23 protein-coding genes and 2 pseudogenes are annotated in these 13,590 nt (G+C 36.5%); 12 read left to right on the top strand and 13 right to left on the bottom strand.

Annotated elements, in window-relative coordinates; all coding sequences use genetic code 11:
* Window positions 1-172: 172 nt before the first annotated feature.
* Window positions 173-442: pseudogene (locus HEQ36_RS07965) on the bottom strand (transposase); the annotation flags it as partial.
* 89 nt (window positions 443-531) lie between these two features.
* On the opposite strand from HEQ36_RS07965, the gene HEQ36_RS07960 reads away from it, so the two are divergent.
* The 7 genes from HEQ36_RS07960 (at window position 532) to HEQ36_RS07930 (ending at window position 3,105) form a co-directional block, all read left to right on the top strand.
* The gene (locus HEQ36_RS07960) at window positions 532-687 is read left to right on the top strand and encodes a four helix bundle protein (protein WP_250636666.1); all 156 of its coding nucleotides are present in this window, start codon (window positions 532-534) and stop codon (window positions 685-687) included.
* 41 nt (window positions 688-728) lie between these two features.
* Window positions 729-896: a four helix bundle protein gene (locus HEQ36_RS07955; RefSeq protein ID WP_325064596.1), complete on the top strand. Its 168-nt coding sequence runs from the start codon at window positions 729-731 to the stop codon at window positions 894-896.
* 482 nt (window positions 897-1,378) lie between these two features.
* A complete protein-coding gene (locus HEQ36_RS07950) occupies window positions 1,379-1,621 on the top strand; it encodes a transcriptional regulator (protein WP_053541109.1) in 243 nt (80 codons plus the stop codon).
* Between the two features lie 5 nt (window positions 1,622-1,626).
* The gene (locus HEQ36_RS07945; RefSeq protein WP_027402785.1) at window positions 1,627-1,956 is read left to right on the top strand and encodes a type II toxin-antitoxin system RelE/ParE family toxin; all 330 of its coding nucleotides are present in this window, start codon (window positions 1,627-1,629) and stop codon (window positions 1,954-1,956) included.
* Between the two features lie 147 nt (window positions 1,957-2,103).
* Complete coding sequence (locus HEQ36_RS07940) at window positions 2,104-2,394, top strand: type II toxin-antitoxin system Phd/YefM family antitoxin (RefSeq protein WP_233455439.1); 291 nt, start codon at window positions 2,104-2,106, stop codon at window positions 2,392-2,394.
* A 72-nt stretch (window positions 2,395-2,466) separates the two neighbouring features.
* A complete protein-coding gene (locus HEQ36_RS07935; RefSeq protein ID WP_053541413.1) occupies window positions 2,467-2,700 on the top strand; it encodes a hypothetical protein in 234 nt (77 codons plus the stop codon).
* A gap of 6 nt (window positions 2,701-2,706) precedes the next feature.
* Window positions 2,707-3,105: a PIN domain-containing protein gene (locus HEQ36_RS07930; protein WP_168635675.1), complete on the top strand. Its 399-nt coding sequence runs from the start codon at window positions 2,707-2,709 to the stop codon at window positions 3,103-3,105.
* Between the two features lie 14 nt (window positions 3,106-3,119).
* Here HEQ36_RS07930 and HEQ36_RS07925 read toward each other — a convergent pair whose 3' ends face one another.
* The 4 genes from HEQ36_RS07925 to HEQ36_RS07910 form a co-directional block, all read right to left on the bottom strand.
* The gene (locus HEQ36_RS07925; RefSeq protein ID WP_168635674.1) at window positions 3,120-3,365 is read right to left on the bottom strand and encodes a hypothetical protein; all 246 of its coding nucleotides are present in this window, start codon (window positions 3,363-3,365) and stop codon (window positions 3,120-3,122) included.
* Window positions 3,366-3,999: 634 nt separating this feature from the next.
* Entirely contained in the window at window positions 4,000-4,581 is a 582-nt protein-coding gene (locus HEQ36_RS07920; RefSeq protein ID WP_053541112.1) for a Uma2 family endonuclease, read from the bottom strand.
* Window positions 4,572-4,883 carry a HigA family addiction module antitoxin gene (locus tag HEQ36_RS07915; protein ID WP_053541113.1) on the bottom strand — a complete coding sequence of 104 codons (312 nt, stop codon included), beginning with the start codon at window positions 4,881-4,883 and terminating at the stop codon, window positions 4,572-4,574. Before HEQ36_RS07915 ends, HEQ36_RS07920 begins: the two co-directional genes overlap by 10 nt.
* 78 nt (window positions 4,884-4,961) lie before the next feature.
* A complete protein-coding gene (locus tag HEQ36_RS07910; RefSeq protein WP_053541114.1) occupies window positions 4,962-5,240 on the bottom strand; it encodes a type II toxin-antitoxin system RelE/ParE family toxin in 279 nt (92 codons plus the stop codon).
* 588 nt (window positions 5,241-5,828) lie between these two features.
* On the opposite strand from HEQ36_RS07910, the gene HEQ36_RS07905 reads away from it, so the two are divergent.
* The 3 genes and pseudogenes from HEQ36_RS07905 to HEQ36_RS07895 all read left to right on the top strand — a co-directional run.
* Window positions 5,829-6,050, top strand: coding sequence for a hypothetical protein (locus tag HEQ36_RS07905; protein WP_053541115.1), 222 nt, complete (start codon window positions 5,829-5,831; stop codon window positions 6,048-6,050).
* Window positions 6,038-6,169, top strand: a complete 132-nt coding sequence (locus HEQ36_RS07900) for a hypothetical protein (RefSeq protein WP_267902169.1) — start codon at window positions 6,038-6,040, stop codon at window positions 6,167-6,169. The genes HEQ36_RS07905 and HEQ36_RS07900 overlap by 13 nt, the downstream gene beginning before the upstream one ends.
* 18 nt (window positions 6,170-6,187) lie before the next feature.
* A pseudogene (locus tag HEQ36_RS07895) lies at window positions 6,188-6,481 on the top strand (type II toxin-antitoxin system VapC family toxin); the annotation flags it as partial.
* A gap of 97 nt (window positions 6,482-6,578) precedes the next feature.
* Here the strand turns inward: HEQ36_RS07895 and HEQ36_RS07890 are convergent.
* Window positions 6,579-6,791 (bottom strand): type II toxin-antitoxin system HicB family antitoxin, encoded by a 213-nt coding sequence (locus HEQ36_RS07890; RefSeq protein ID WP_053541116.1) that lies wholly within the window; start codon window positions 6,789-6,791, stop codon window positions 6,579-6,581.
* A 1-nt stretch (window position 6,792) separates the two neighbouring features.
* Window positions 6,793-7,041 carry a type II toxin-antitoxin system HicA family toxin gene (locus HEQ36_RS07885; protein ID WP_168635673.1) on the bottom strand — a complete coding sequence of 83 codons (249 nt, stop codon included), beginning with the start codon at window positions 7,039-7,041 and terminating at the stop codon, window positions 6,793-6,795.
* A gap of 499 nt (window positions 7,042-7,540) precedes the next feature.
* Here HEQ36_RS07885 and HEQ36_RS07880 point away from each other — a divergent pair, with 499 nt between their 5' ends.
* On the top strand, window positions 7,541-8,338 hold the full coding sequence (locus HEQ36_RS07880) for a hypothetical protein (RefSeq protein ID WP_168635672.1): 798 nt from the start codon (window positions 7,541-7,543) through the stop codon (window positions 8,336-8,338).
* Between the two features lie 13 nt (window positions 8,339-8,351).
* On the opposite strand, the gene HEQ36_RS07875 is transcribed toward HEQ36_RS07880, so the two are convergent.
* From HEQ36_RS07875 to HEQ36_RS07860, 4 genes are all read right to left on the bottom strand, one after another.
* Window positions 8,352-9,527 (bottom strand): DNA cytosine methyltransferase, encoded by a 1,176-nt coding sequence (locus HEQ36_RS07875; RefSeq protein ID WP_168635671.1) that lies wholly within the window; start codon window positions 9,525-9,527, stop codon window positions 8,352-8,354.
* 127 nt (window positions 9,528-9,654) lie between these two features.
* The gene (locus HEQ36_RS07870; RefSeq protein ID WP_168635670.1) at window positions 9,655-10,230 is read right to left on the bottom strand and encodes a Uma2 family endonuclease; all 576 of its coding nucleotides are present in this window, start codon (window positions 10,228-10,230) and stop codon (window positions 9,655-9,657) included.
* 8 nt (window positions 10,231-10,238) lie between these two features.
* Window positions 10,239-10,577 (bottom strand): type II toxin-antitoxin system HicB family antitoxin, encoded by a 339-nt coding sequence (locus HEQ36_RS07865; protein ID WP_168635669.1) that lies wholly within the window; start codon window positions 10,575-10,577, stop codon window positions 10,239-10,241.
* 53 nt (window positions 10,578-10,630) lie between these two features.
* Window positions 10,631-10,891 (bottom strand): type II toxin-antitoxin system HicA family toxin, encoded by a 261-nt coding sequence (locus tag HEQ36_RS07860; protein WP_168632241.1) that lies wholly within the window; start codon window positions 10,889-10,891, stop codon window positions 10,631-10,633.
* Between the two features lie 52 nt (window positions 10,892-10,943).
* Here HEQ36_RS07860 and HEQ36_RS07855 point away from each other — a divergent pair, with 52 nt between their 5' ends.
* Window positions 10,944-11,330, top strand: coding sequence for a hypothetical protein (locus HEQ36_RS07855; RefSeq protein WP_168635668.1), 387 nt, complete (start codon window positions 10,944-10,946; stop codon window positions 11,328-11,330).
* Between the two features lie 16 nt (window positions 11,331-11,346).
* On the opposite strand, the gene HEQ36_RS07850 is transcribed toward HEQ36_RS07855, so the two are convergent.
* The gene (locus tag HEQ36_RS07850) at window positions 11,347-11,544 is read right to left on the bottom strand and encodes a hypothetical protein (protein ID WP_205748479.1); all 198 of its coding nucleotides are present in this window, start codon (window positions 11,542-11,544) and stop codon (window positions 11,347-11,349) included.
* Between the two features lie 185 nt (window positions 11,545-11,729).
* Window positions 11,730-13,490, bottom strand: a complete 1,761-nt coding sequence (locus HEQ36_RS07845) for an AIPR family protein (protein WP_168635667.1) — start codon at window positions 13,488-13,490, stop codon at window positions 11,730-11,732.
* Between the last annotated feature and the right edge of the window lie 100 nt (window positions 13,491-13,590).

The raw sequence follows: 13,590 nt of genomic DNA, 5'->3' as shown, positions 1-13,590 counted from the left end.
CACCACATCTCTAAACAGCAAACTGACAAGTCAGCGCTTGCGTGATCGCTCATCCCCACATCCCCAAAACAATGATTCATAATCAATATTCCTAAATATTTTAACTCACAGCATATTCTGTAAACTGCCTCATAAAAGGAGACTGAAAACCTAAGAGGCTCTTGCGTCTCTTTTATGGAGAATTAATACTAAAGTGCCAGTTTAATAAACTACGTAATCGGAAATTACTAAAGTTACGAAAGCCATATCCAAGTCTTTTGATTAATTTGAGTTTATTATTAATTCCTTCAACAGTACCACTCGTAGTTCTGCCATCAAAATAACCTACGACTTCACCAAACCATCTAATCATTGTTCCTATACTTTTGGGAAAATACGAAAGTCCATTGTGCATCCAATCTAATAAATTGATTATGCTTTTACCCCAAGACTTAGTAGATTTTCTCTGAATAGATTTTCGGCTCTACCGGACTTAGTATGCTAAACTGGAGGGAACTCTTAACTGGGAACTCTTAACAGGGAACAGGAAGAATGTCAGATATTAATGACTTTAAAGACTTAATAATTTGGCAAAAAGGAATGGATATTGCTCAAAGATGCTATTTCCTCACTAAACTTTTTCCCAAAGATGAGTTATATGGTATGGTTCAACAAATTAGAAGAAGTGCTGTATCTATTCGGTGCTAATATATCTCTTATGATATGGACGAAGATATAGAGGAGAATATATAAGATTTTTAAACATAGCTCAAGGGTCAGTTAATGAATTAGAAACTCATCTGATTTTATCTCACCGAGTAGGATTATGTTCAGAAAAAGATGTAGAAATGATTCTTAATTTATTAAAAGAAGAAAGCAGAATGATTATTAGTCTTATTAAAAAACTAGAAAATTAAAATTTTTCCCCTGTTCCCAGTTAAGAGTTCCCTGTTCCCTTCTCTCAATTTCTCGGTTTAGCATAACAAGTACCGAAGAGCCAGATTTTCTAAGGATTTATTTTTAAATGTTTGTATCATTTATCTTTGAATTTTATATCATTATATGAATTATACAAAATTTCTACTTACAGTTACGAAATCGCACTTCCCCACACCCTCAAACGCGAACTGACAAGTCAGCGCTTGCGCTATCGTACCATCCCACACCCCAAACAGCGATACCTTCGGTAAGCTTCGCTAACGCTCTCCCAACATCCCAAACAGCGAACTGCTTGCAGCAGCGCTAGTTCCCTCCGGGACGCTCCGCGAACGCGATCGCTCTCCCAACATCCCTAAAACAGCGATCTGCTGAAAGCAGCAGCGCTTCGCTATCGCCTCAATTCATCACCAGAATAAAAAATGATAAGATACTAATAAGATTTTATTCATATTAGAAACTTATGAATGTGAGTTTTCCGATACCAAAAGAACTTGAGTCTTATCTTGAGGTTCAGCTTCAATCTGGCAATTATGATACTGTAGCGGACTATTTTTTGATGTTGTTGCAGCAGGATCAACGGCGTAAGGATGCTCAAGCAAAATTAGCTAGTTTGTTGCAAGAAGGTTTGGACTCAGAAGCAGAACCTGTAACTCCTGAATATTGGCAAGATTTGCGCCGTTCAGTCTTTGGTAAGGCGCAGTAGTGAGTATGGCTTTCCAGGTAATTGTTCGCAATCGTGCTACCCAGGATATTAGACAACAAGCAAATTATATTTTGGTCAATGGCAATCGGGAATCAGGGGAGAAGTTTTTGGAGTTTGTTGAGTCTGCTTTTGCTCAATTGGCAATAACCCCCAATATGGGTAAGGTTGTGTTGTCTTTGTCTGATATGGGAACAATTCGTCAGTGGCGGATTAAGAATTTTAAGGACTATTTGATTTTTTATAAAGTCCAAGAGGAACAAGTGGAGGTTCTACGGGTTTTGCATGGAGCGAGAGATTTAGAGGATTTATTGCCATTCTTAGATGAGGAAGTTTAATTTTTTGATTCCTAGGTCGCGCTAGTTCCCTCCGGGACGCTACCGCGAACGCTATCGCACTCCCCACATCCCAAAACAGCTATATCTTCCCTTGACAAAATATTTTCATACAATTAACATGAAATTATCAAATAATTTATTGAAAGTATGATGTTTAGCTTAAGCGATATTCACCCCTTATCAGAGTTTCAGCGAGGAGCAAAGATGTTTCTGGATAAGTTAAAAGAAACTAAATCTCCTATTGTGCTGACTGTGAATGGTAAAGCTGCTGCTGTGGTTCAAGATGCTGAAAGTTATCAAAAAATGATTGATAGACTGGAATTACTGGAATCCGTTGCCAAGATACGTCAAAGTATAAATGAGTTTGAACAAGGTGAGGGTATGCCGTTAAATCAAGCATTTGCAGAATTTAAGGAAAAGTATGGCATACCGGATTGAGATTTTACTTAGTGCTATTGCTGATATTGAGAGTATTTTCCTGATAGGAAAAATTGGATAATGGTAAAAATTATGTTGCAAGCAATTGAAGGAATTTACAAAGATGGTAAGGTAGAACTTAAAGAATTACCATCTGATATTTCAGAAAGTTTTGTTATTGTCACTTTTTTAAAATCGAAAAAAAATCACAAAAAAGATCAAATAATGCTGTTTGGTATGTTTTCTGGAAATCAGCAGTCAACAGAAGCGGATTTTGAAATTGCTGAATTTCATGGGGATAGTGAAGACAGCTTAGACTGGTCATAAGTAATTATGAAATATGTCTTAGATACTCATGCTTTAATCTGGTTTCTTGAAGGTAATTTAAAGTTAGGTGCAAATGCTAAAACTATCCTTTCTGATCCTGATTCACATTTAGTTATTCCTGCGACTACTTTAGCAGAAGCTGTTTGGATTGTAGAAAGAGGTAGAACATCTATTCCTGCTCCTAAAGATGCAATTTTAGCAGTAGAAGCTGATCCTCGTGTGGTAATTTATCCCCTTGATCAAGATGTTATTGAAATGACTATGAATTTATCTGCTATTAATGAAATGCACGATAGACAAATTGCGGCAACTGTGTTAGTTTTAGCCAGTAAAGGTAAAATTGTGCGGTTATTGACGTGCGACCAAAATATAACTGCTTCAGGTTTAGTTGCTATTGTTTGGTAGTTTGTAAATGAAGTCTATTTTAGCGATCGCACCCCCACATCTCCAAACAGCGATTCCTGCGGAGCGCAACGCTTACGCATTCCCAACATCCCAAACAGCGATCTCATTCCCATACCCCCAAACAGCGATTCCTGCGGAGCGCAACGCTTACGCACTCCCAAACCCCAAAAGCGATTCCTAGGTCGCGCTTCGCTATCGCATTCCCCACATCCCAAAAAGCGAACTGCTTGCAGCAGCACTTCGCTATCGCATCCCCACATCCCAAAAGCGATTCCTAGGTCGCGCTTCGCTATCGCACCTCCACACACCCAAACAGCGAACTGCTTGCAGCAGCGCAACGCTTACGCACTTCCACATCCCCAAACAGCGAACTGCTTGCAGCAGCGCAACGCTTACGCACTCCCACACCCCAAAAAGCGATTCCTAGGTCGCGCTTCGCTATCGCATCCCCACATCCCCAAAACAGCGAACTGCTTGCAGCAGCGCTTCGCTATCGCATCCCCACATCCCAAAAAGCGAACTGCTTGCAGCAGCGCTTCGCTATCGCACCATCTCCAACAGCACAAAACTATAGTAGCTTTATACTTAGGGCTTGCTGAAAAAGTGTTTCTGGAAAGGCAAGGGAACATTCGTCTTTATGTAAATCACCTCTTATATAGAGAGAATAATAATCAAGCATTGCAGACTCATTTAAGCCGTTGATAGTAAATGTATTATCAGGTGATCTCCCACGCTTCTTACAATCTTCTTGATAGGAAATTGGAGAACCTTTTTCACAATAATCTGCCAAATAGTATTTTTTAGAAGAATCTTCTTTTTGATTGGCATTTCACCTTTCCAAATAAAAATGTCAACAGGCATAAAAATTACAACTCCCTTCTTAATCTCAAATAATTACCAAATCATCCCCAAGTTCAAAACAAAACCCTTCAAAACATCTTCCCCCGAAACCGTAGCAGGAGATTTCAAAACCTCAACCTCCTTACCAGGTATATAAATTTCCACTTGACGAGATTTCCAATTGATTAATATACCCAAACGCACACCATTATCTATATATTCCTTCATCTTTTCCTGTGTAGTCTTCAAACTATCACTAGAAAAAAGTAACTCAATTACAAAATCAGGACAAATGGGAGGAAATTTTTGTTTTTCCTCATCAGTTAAATTATTCCATCTTTCTAACTTTACCCAAGCAGCATTAGGGGAGCGAATAGCACCATTTGGTAAAATAAATCCGACATCAGAACCAAAAACTACACCTTGTGATTTGTCATCGTTCCAATTTGCTAATTGAGCAGTTAAACCAGAATTAATATTGCCAGTTATCCCACCCAATAAAGGTTTTAATAAAAGACTACCATCAGCATTACGTTCAATTTTGATTAATTCATTGATTTGGCAGATTTCAAAGAATTGATCATCAGTTATTTGAATTGATGGAGGTAGATAGAGAGTGATAAATTCTAAACCAATGTCATAACTTGCTCATATTCTTCCTTATGACTTTGCAAAGCATCCCAGACATCAACTTTTTGCTGAAGATTCAACCAAAGTCTATGTCCATTTCCCAAAGCTTTACCAAGACGAATTGCAATATCTACAGTAATTGATTTTTCACCATTAATAATTTCCTGAATTGTTTGATTAGATACTCCTAAAATTTCAGCAAAATTGCTAGGATTAATATCTAAATCATCTAAAATATCTGCAATTATTTCACCAGGATGTATTGGTCTTACTAATCTATCTTGAGTAATATCTTGCAAATTATTCATAATTAATACTCCTTAATAATTTGGTTGGCTTTATTTAACGATGTTCAATCATTCAATACTATATTAACACAACATTCATTAATGGTAATCTTCTAAATTGACATCATAAGCATCCCCATCTTCAAATTTAAACGTTATCCGCCAGTTTCCTGATACCTTAATTGACCAAGTTCCTTTTCTGTCTCCTTTTAATTCATGCAAATCATATCCCGGTAATTTTATATCGTCTACCATTAAAGCTGAGTCTATAACTTCAAGCCTAATTCTAATTTTCTTTTCTAAATTTGCAGGAACTCCTTTATTAAAATTTTCTCTGAATAGATTTTGTAATGCTTTACTTTTAAATGTTTGAATCATCTTGAATTTTATATCATTATGTAGATTATACAAAGTTTCTACCTACAGTTACGCGATCGCACCCCACATTTCCAAACAAGCGATCTCACTCCCACACATCCCAAAAAGCGATTCCTAGGTCGCTTTTCGCTATCGCACCCCACATCCCAAACAGCGATTCCTAGGTCGCTTTTCGCTATCGCACCCCAACATCCCCAAAAGCGATTCCTAGGTCGCTTTTCGCTATCGCACTCCCACATCCTCAACAAGCGATTCCTAGGTCGCGCTTCGCTATCGCACTCCCACATCCTCAACAAGCGATTCCTAGGTCGCGCTTCGCTATCGCATTCCCCACATCCCAAAAAGCGATTCCTAGGTCGCGCTTCGCTATCGCACTCCAAACATCCCAAAAGCGAACTGCTTGCAGCAGCGCTTCGCTATCGTTCTCCCCACATCTCCCAAAAGCGAACTGCTTGCAGCAGCGCTTCGCTATCGCACTCTCCACATCCCAAACAGCGATTCCTAGGTCGCGCTTCGCTATCGCACCCCACAAACCCAAAACAGCGTATAGTTAAATTAGGCTTAAAACTATAAATAAGCAAAAAATGTATGTCTAACTATCAAGAATTGTTACAACAGGCTAAAAATCTGACTCCAGAAGAACAACTTAAATTAGTTGAAAATTTATCTATCTTAATTCGTCAACAATTGAAAATGACATCAAAACCAAAGCGTAGTATTCTAGAATTACGTGGTTTAGGTAAAGAAATCTGGGGAAATATTGACGCTCAGGAATATATTAATCAGGAGCGTGATTCATGGAATGGTTAAATGAATTACAGGGTAAAATTATAGGTTTAGATACTGCACCGCTAATTTATTTTATAGAAGAAAATCCTATTTATTTAGAAGTTACAGATGTTTTTTTTACAGCTATGTATAGAGGTTAGTTCAGTGTTGTCACGTCGGTTTTAACTATATCAGAAGTTTTAGTTTATCCTTTACGTGCAGGAAATACGATATTAGCTCAACAATATCGTGATATTCTTTTTAATTCTCAAGGTTTAACAACTATTGAAGTGTTACCAGATATTGCTGAAAATGCGGCTAAATTAAGAGCAGATTACAATTTAAGAACACCGGATGCTATTCAAATGGCTACTGCTATTTATGGTGGTGCGTCTTTTTTCTTGACAAATGATATACGTTTACCTTCTTTACCAGGGTTAACTGTGTTGGTTTTAAATCAATTGATAAGTTAAGTGCTTTGAAATAGAGCGATCGCACTCCCACACCTCCCAAAACAGCGATTCCTGCGGAGCGCTTCGCTATCGCACTCCCACATCCCAAAAGCATCAATTAAGCAGACATTAAACGCTGTGTAGGTTCAGGAATTTTTCGACCTAACTCTTGAGCAGTTTCTATCCATTCCTGCATAATAATTTCTATATTTTGCAGTGCTTCTTGATAAGTTTCTCCATCAGCAGCACATCCCGGTAAATCTGGAACTTCTGCGATAAATGCTTGGTCTTGTTCACTCCAATAGAGATTAATTTCATAGCGCAGAGTCATCTTAACCTCCTAGCTGATATTTAAGTAACATTTCACGGACTTGTTTAACTTGATATGCTTTGGCTTTTCCTTGTTTGGGTTGAAGGTTCAAGATTTCTTCAACTCCTTCTTTTGTAAAAATGTGGTGACTACCACGAATTCTTTCATCAAATCCTAATCTGATTAAGAGTTGACACAATCGCTCAAAGGATATATTTGTGTCAGATGCGCCTGATAGAATTTTAGCTGATAGCTTGTCTTGTTGACTCACAAGTTATAATTTTATTGACTCAGATGCTTATAATAATCGAAAGCGATGCCTTCGGTCAGCTTCGCTATCGCACTCCCACATTCCCAACATCCCCAAAAGAGCGATTCCTACGGAGCGCTTCGCTATCGCACCTCCTCACAACCCTAACAAGCGATTCCTACGGAGCGCTTCGCTATCGCATCCCCCACATCCCAAACAGCGAACTGCTTGCAGCAGCGCTTCGCTATCGCACTCCCACACCCCAAAAGCGATAGCACCTCCACACCCCCAACCAGCGATCGCACTCTCCACATCCTCAACAAGCGAACTGCTTGCAGCAGCGCTTCGCTATCGCACTCCCCGCATCCCCAAAAGCAACCTAGCGATCACTATTGCATAGTATTTTTGTACTTATCAAGATTTTACACCAACAATCAAATACAATTTCCGTAGATATGACAGTTTAGGGGGTAATTTTGGGTAATACTAAGAAAGCTCAATAAGTTAAATATAGCTTTGTATGTCTACTGAATTAACTGCTGAAACTTTAATCCCACTTTCTGTCCAAGAACGGAAAGCACTAATTTTGCATCATGCTTCATTAATTGATGTGACTCACATCGCAGATGAAGATTTACACATAGCATATAAATACGGAAAAATTATTTCCTCAATAGCACCAGCTTACTTCCAATATCAAATTGCACAAGACAAGCAGAATGGATCTGTTTTAGAATTAGATAGACAATCTCAGTTAATTAGTAGTAAAACTGAAAAATTCGCAGATGATTTTATTGAGTGGTTAAAACTCGACTTTGAAAAGAAAAATTCAATAATTGAGGATCATCCTAACCCATCCAATCTTTTTGAACTCTGTAGAGCTAAATTGCTAGTTACTAGCAACTCAGTGACAAGAAGCCTTAGTACAACAATGGGAAGTCTCTGGGAAAAGATATCTAATATTAGTCCTTATATTATTAACCCAGAATTTGAATTTGGAATTAAAATTACTGGAATTGATATTCTACTTTTTTCGGAAGAAACAGTTAAGTTTGCACAACTAAAAACTCTAAAAGGAACATTGACTGGTTCCCAAGTACCAAGAGCAAAAAAAGAATTAAGTATTCATGAAAACTCTTTGTTTATAGCAGCTTTTGATTTAGGTAAATGGACTTTTTCAAATAGAAGTAACATTCCTCGCATTGCTGGTAAACCATTTTGGAATATGATTTGCATGGATTATGATCTAGTTGAAAATCATATCCGAGATATGTTACAGAAAATTGATCAAGCATTTGCTGAATTAGCCACAAAATAAATAGTTACCAAATCTATAGAGAAAAAAGTGAAAGTTGTTCAGATATCTCTTTACCTTTTGCTTTCTTTCCTTGAATTAAGTTGAGAAGATAACTACCAAGTTCTTTAGCAAGTAATACGGGAACTGCATTACCAATTTGTTTATATTTAGAACTGACAGAACCATAAAAAATCCAATCATCGGGAAAAGTTTGAATTCTTGCAGATTCACGGACAGTTAAAGAACGTAATTCTACAGGATGACACATATCTGTAGCTTTTTGGTGTGGACTTGTTGTAATTGTTGGAGAAGGTTTATCCCAAGATAATCTTCTATAAAAACCTACTTTTCCACCTCCCGAATTATAAGCGCCTCCCATAGCTTCTTGTTTTAATTCCTCTGGTAAATGCTTCCAGTTTTGTCCAGCTTCCAATAATCTTAAATATTTTAAGCGACTTTCTGGATAAGCCATAAATTCTCGTTCTGTATCAACTAAATCTGTTATAGCATCTTCTAAAGTCAGCCATTTAGGTAAAATTTTACCATCTTTACAATATTTGGGAATAGGAAATGTAGCAGCTTCACCATCTCTAGAACCAATAAATACTACACGCGCTCTATTCTGTGGAACACCATAATCTGCTGCTTCTAAAAGGTTATAAACGACATTATAGCCTATTTCCTTCATTTCTGATAATACTACTTTCAAAGCAGCACCAGCTATTTCATCAACTTCCAAGGGTGGGTAATCTTTTCCTCTTTGGTTAATTGGTCTATGACGAAGTGGAGCAGAAAGCAAACCTTTCACATTTTCCATTAAGAAAAAACGGGGTTGGACTTCTTTAACAATGCGAACAAAGTCCATGAATAAACTACCGCGAGGATCCATAACTGAACCTCTTTTCCCTGCGGTACTAAATGGCTGACAAGGTGGACCACCTGTTACTAAATCTACTTCTCCTGGTTGTAAAGCACGTCCTAAATTTAAAACTATTCCCCCTTCTTCAAGTAATTCTTGAGAACTGACGTTTTGTATTTCTCTGGGAATAGCACTTTCTTGCAAAAATGGACGATTAAGAGCAATTGTTTTTGTAGCATCACGGTCTTTTTCTACTACACTTACTGTATGAAATCCTGCTTGTTCCATACCCAAATCTAGACCAAAAGCACCTGTAAATAAGGAAATAGAAATAGCTTTACCATCTATCATGCTTGTTCCCAACAATTATTAAAATCAATAGTTATATAATGAGATGTATAAGGCACTTGCTCATATATGACTAGTTAGATCAAGTGTATCACTCTTTCGTGATAGATAAATTGAATAATTGTAAACATTACCAAATCATCCCCAAATTCAAAACAAAACCCTTTAAAACATCTTCTCCCGAAACCGTAGCAGGATGATCTAAAACCTCAATCTCTTTTCCTGGTCTATAAATTTCCACTTGACGAGATTTACGATTAATTAATATACCCAAACGCACACCATTATCTATATATTCCTTCATCTTTTCCTGTGTAGTCTTCAAACTATCACTAGGAGAAAGTAACTCAATTACAAAATCAGGACAAATAGGAGGAAACTTTCGTTTTTCCTCATCACTTAAAGCATCCCATCTTTCTAATTTAATCCAGGCTGCATTAGGTGAAAGTATTGCACCATTTGGTAAAATAAATCCTACATCAGAACCAAAAGCTACACCTAGCGATTCATGATCATTCCAATTCGCTAATTGAGTAGTTAACCTAGCATTAATATTGCTAGTTATACCACCCAATAAAGGCTTTAATAAAAGACTAGTATCAGCATTACGTTCAAATTTAATTAATTCATTGATTTGGCACATTTCAAAGAATTGATCATCAGTTATTTTAATTGATGAAGGTAGATACAACGTTATATTATCCATATAATAATCTATGCTTTGACTGATTTTTCAGCAGCATTAATTAGTATTTCATCCATCCAAGCATTAATACTTTTTCCAGCTTTTTTAGCTGCTATAAAAATTTTTCTGTGATGTTCTGGAGTAGTTCTAAATGGCAATTTTCCAGAAAAAGGTTTATCAGGTTCTTCTCCCAATTCTTCACAAAAAGCTAGATAGCCATCAATAGAAGTTTCAAATTCTTGACGTGCTTCTTCGACAGTTTTAGCTTTAAAAGTAACAACATCATTAATATCAAGAACTCTTCCAAAAAGTATTCCTGCTTCTACATCTACTTCAATTGATGCTGTATATCCTTTATAAGTCAACATAATTTTAATAATCCTCACTCAGTTTTTTTGCGATTGATTTTACTACAAATTATTTATGGTTCAATTCCTGCTTTTATCAAAAATTCTCTCACTGATTTCACTGCTCCTTTATCGGTTTCTTTTTCTGGATGTGGTTCATGAAAATAACCTCTAACATCATTTAATTTAACTCTAACTCTTGAACCGCTACCTTGACTAACATCAGCACCTAAAGCTGTAAATAAATTTTCTATATCTTGCCAAATAATATTTGCTGGTACAGGATTTGTAAAAATTAATTCTAAAATCTTTTGCTGTTTATTATTAAGATTCATCCTTTTTTACTTTTAACAGAAGCTAATATATAAGATATCACATTATGATATCATGTCAATAGATAATCTACAGTTACTGGTCAAAAAGCGATTCCTACGGAGCGCTTCGCTATCGCATCCCCACATTCCCAAACAGCGATCGCATCCCCACATTCCCAAACAGCGATCGCACTCCCACACCCCAAAAGCGATTCCTACGGAGCGCTTCGCTATCGCACCTCACACATCCCAAACAGCGATCGCACTCCCCCAAACCCAAGAAGCGATCGCACTCCCAATATCCCCAAAGCGATCGCACCCCCCACACCCCAAAAGCGATCGCATCCCCACATCCCAAACAGCGAACTGCTTGCAGCAGCGCTTACGCTATCGCACATCCTCCACACCCCCCAAAAGCGATCGCTCTCCTACATCCCCAAACCCCAAAATAGCGAACTGACAAGTCAGCACTTGCGCTATCGCATCCCCAACATTTCCAAACAAGCGATACCTTCGGTCAGCTTCGCTATCGCACCCCCAACATCCCTAAAACAGCGATCACCCATCCCTACGGTTCTAAAAGTATCAATTAAACAGATATTAAATACTTTAATTCCATAACTCGTACTTAGGGCTTGCTGAATAAGTACCCAAAGCGAACCTAGATGCCACACAATGCGAAAAATGGTGGTTTGGGAGATTGGTTTCCAAATTCACCCCCTAATTTTCCATAGAAATGCAAGAATTTTGAGGTTCTAAATGCTATAGCCTTGCACTTTTTTGTTCCCAAAATCCGCGAAACCCTTATTGAAAAGCGGTTCTAGCCTTACTCAGCAAGCCCTACTTAATAATTACTTTACTAATTTATTGAAATCGGTTCAATACTGCATTTTTCTAATATATACGTAGCAAAATCTTTTTGTTTGATACTAGTATTAAGGGGCAATTCCTTGAATTTTACATAATCATTAGTTAATTGAATTAACTCGGATAATGTATTATTTATAAATTCATCAGAAAAATCAATATTTCTAATTGATTCTACATCTTTGGGTTTATAATCACGTATCTGAAGCATTTTTGCAACTAGCAGCATTCCTAAATGAAACATCAATATACGAATTGGTGATGAGTGTTTCCACTGCTCATTAATAGATCCAGTAGTTGATTTATTAGCTGTATAAATACGAATATAGCTCTCTAATTTTTTCATAACTTTCGCACAAAACAGATAGACTTCAAGAGTAATTTTTTGACTAAAAATTCGGTTGTAATCATTATCTTTCTTGATAATTGAGGCCGGTCTAGAACGTGCAATATCTGGTTGATGAAAAACTATTGCTACAACTGACTGAGCTAAGTATGGAATACTAATAATCCTATCAATTGGTTTACCTGTATTCTTGTAATAATTTTTTCGACGGTCATAGAACCAGTCATGACTGAGAAAGAAATTTTCTATGTCTAACTGTATTGGATCTGTAGCTTTTAAAGATGCTGGCGGAATAGGAGTTTGAAAATTTGTAGCTTTAATAACACGATCTCTAGTTTCTGGGTCATTTGTGACAACTATTTTTATTAAAATAGCTCTTTCTTCATTCCATGTACTTTTATTATCTTCTTTATTCTTGATGTAATGATAGATAGTATTTGTCGTTTGTAATCCATTTACAACCTGTACATCATCTAAGCTAATATTTTTACCAGCAACACTTGCTTTTGAAGATAAAATAGTTATACCATTATTGAGCCACCAGAAATCTAGTTTTTCATTTGATTCCAAAGTTGCTTTTATGTCTTTATTAACTTCTACATTACTTCCCTGATAATCTCGAACATTAAATGCAAATATGTATGTGCGTAATTCATTATTATCGTAAGTCACAAACTTATAATAATCTTGTAAGGATGCTAGGATAACATAATTATCTTCGCCTCTCGAAATGTAATTTTCAATAAATTTTAATTGCAAAGTATAGCTTTTTTCAAGCCGAGAAGAATCAATTAATTCTCTTGCTCCAATAAAGCTAACATTAACCTTTGCTCCAGAAAAATATCTGCCAGTATTTTCTTTTAAAATTCCAGACTGATTTAATACCTTTTGATGAATAGCTGATATATCACCTTTAGTTGCATATACATATGTAATTTCAAGAGAAGGGTGTTGTGATGCTAAATTAAGATACAAGTCCCGGAAAAAACTCACCTTATTAATTAAATCAGAATTATAATATTTTTCAATTTGCTCAATATTCTTTTCTAAATCAAAAATATTCATTGTAGTTGCCAGCCATTTCTCAATAGCTTTCTCAGAGAAAGAATCAGTTCGTTTTGATTGAATTAAGAACAATTGTATACAAGGACTTTTTTTTAAGTTATCTAACTCTGTATCCTCAGTCACAAAATCATTATTAATAAAAATGAAGAAGCCATCAATTCCCCCATCATCTCCACCCCCTATTTTTCCATAACTTAACTCGTCATATGAAAGGTCGTATTTTTTTAATATTTGTTCAAATGTGAATATTTCAAAAAATTCATCATCGGGTAATGTATTGTCAGTTTTATTTATCTTTTGCTTGATGATATTTTCAAGGACTATACTATCGTTACCAGCCATATTTTTTCCCTAAGTGTATTACAAGTAGTTTTGTTAATGAAAATGCAGAGACGTTATATCTAACATCTCTACACCTTGCTTAATTTTGGGTCTTTACATA

Source organism: Anabaena sp. 54, from assembly GCF_017355725.1.
Taxonomy (GTDB): Bacteria; Cyanobacteriota; Cyanobacteriia; order Cyanobacteriales; family Nostocaceae; genus Dolichospermum; species Dolichospermum heterosporum.
Note: the sequence above shows the minus strand (reverse complement) of the source record. Positions and strands in the feature narration are given on the sequence as shown.

Coding starts and splice junctions, on each gene's coding strand:
- HEQ36_RS07960 (WP_250636666.1), top strand. CDS start 532: ATGTCAGATATTAATGACTTTAAAGACTTAATAATTTGGCAAAAAGGA.
- HEQ36_RS07950 (WP_053541109.1), top strand. CDS start 1,379: ATGAATGTGAGTTTTCCGATACCAAAAGAACTTGAGTCTTATCTTGAG.
- HEQ36_RS07945 (WP_027402785.1), top strand. CDS start 1,627: ATGGCTTTCCAGGTAATTGTTCGCAATCGTGCTACCCAGGATATTAGA.
- HEQ36_RS07940 (WP_233455439.1), top strand. CDS start 2,104: ATGATGTTTAGCTTAAGCGATATTCACCCCTTATCAGAGTTTCAGCGA.
- HEQ36_RS07935 (WP_053541413.1), top strand. CDS start 2,467: ATGTTGCAAGCAATTGAAGGAATTTACAAAGATGGTAAGGTAGAACTT.
- HEQ36_RS07930 (WP_168635675.1), top strand. CDS start 2,707: ATGAAATATGTCTTAGATACTCATGCTTTAATCTGGTTTCTTGAAGGT.
- HEQ36_RS07925 (WP_168635674.1), bottom strand. CDS start 3,365: ATGTGGGGATGCGATAGCGAAGTGCTGCTGCAAGCAGTTCGCTTTTTG.
- HEQ36_RS07915 (WP_053541113.1), bottom strand. CDS start 4,883: ATGAATAATTTGCAAGATATTACTCAAGATAGATTAGTAAGACCAATA.
- HEQ36_RS07910 (WP_053541114.1), bottom strand. CDS start 5,240: ATGATTCAAACATTTAAAAGTAAAGCATTACAAAATCTATTCAGAGAA.
- HEQ36_RS07905 (WP_053541115.1), top strand. CDS start 5,829: ATGTCTAACTATCAAGAATTGTTACAACAGGCTAAAAATCTGACTCCA.
- HEQ36_RS07900 (WP_267902169.1), top strand. CDS start 6,038: ATGGAATGGTTAAATGAATTACAGGGTAAAATTATAGGTTTAGATACT.
- HEQ36_RS07890 (WP_053541116.1), bottom strand. CDS start 6,791: ATGACTCTGCGCTATGAAATTAATCTCTATTGGAGTGAACAAGACCAA.
- HEQ36_RS07880 (WP_168635672.1), top strand. CDS start 7,541: ATGTCTACTGAATTAACTGCTGAAACTTTAATCCCACTTTCTGTCCAA.
- HEQ36_RS07875 (WP_168635671.1), bottom strand. CDS start 9,527: ATGATAGATGGTAAAGCTATTTCTATTTCCTTATTTACAGGTGCTTTT.
- HEQ36_RS07870 (WP_168635670.1), bottom strand. CDS start 10,230: ATGGATAATATAACGTTGTATCTACCTTCATCAATTAAAATAACTGAT.
- HEQ36_RS07865 (WP_168635669.1), bottom strand. CDS start 10,577: ATGTTGACTTATAAAGGATATACAGCATCAATTGAAGTAGATGTAGAA.
- HEQ36_RS07860 (WP_168632241.1), bottom strand. CDS start 10,891: ATGAATCTTAATAATAAACAGCAAAAGATTTTAGAATTAATTTTTACA.
- HEQ36_RS07855 (WP_168635668.1), top strand. CDS start 10,944: ATGTCAATAGATAATCTACAGTTACTGGTCAAAAAGCGATTCCTACGG.
- HEQ36_RS07845 (WP_168635667.1), bottom strand. CDS start 13,490: ATGGCTGGTAACGATAGTATAGTCCTTGAAAATATCATCAAGCAAAAG.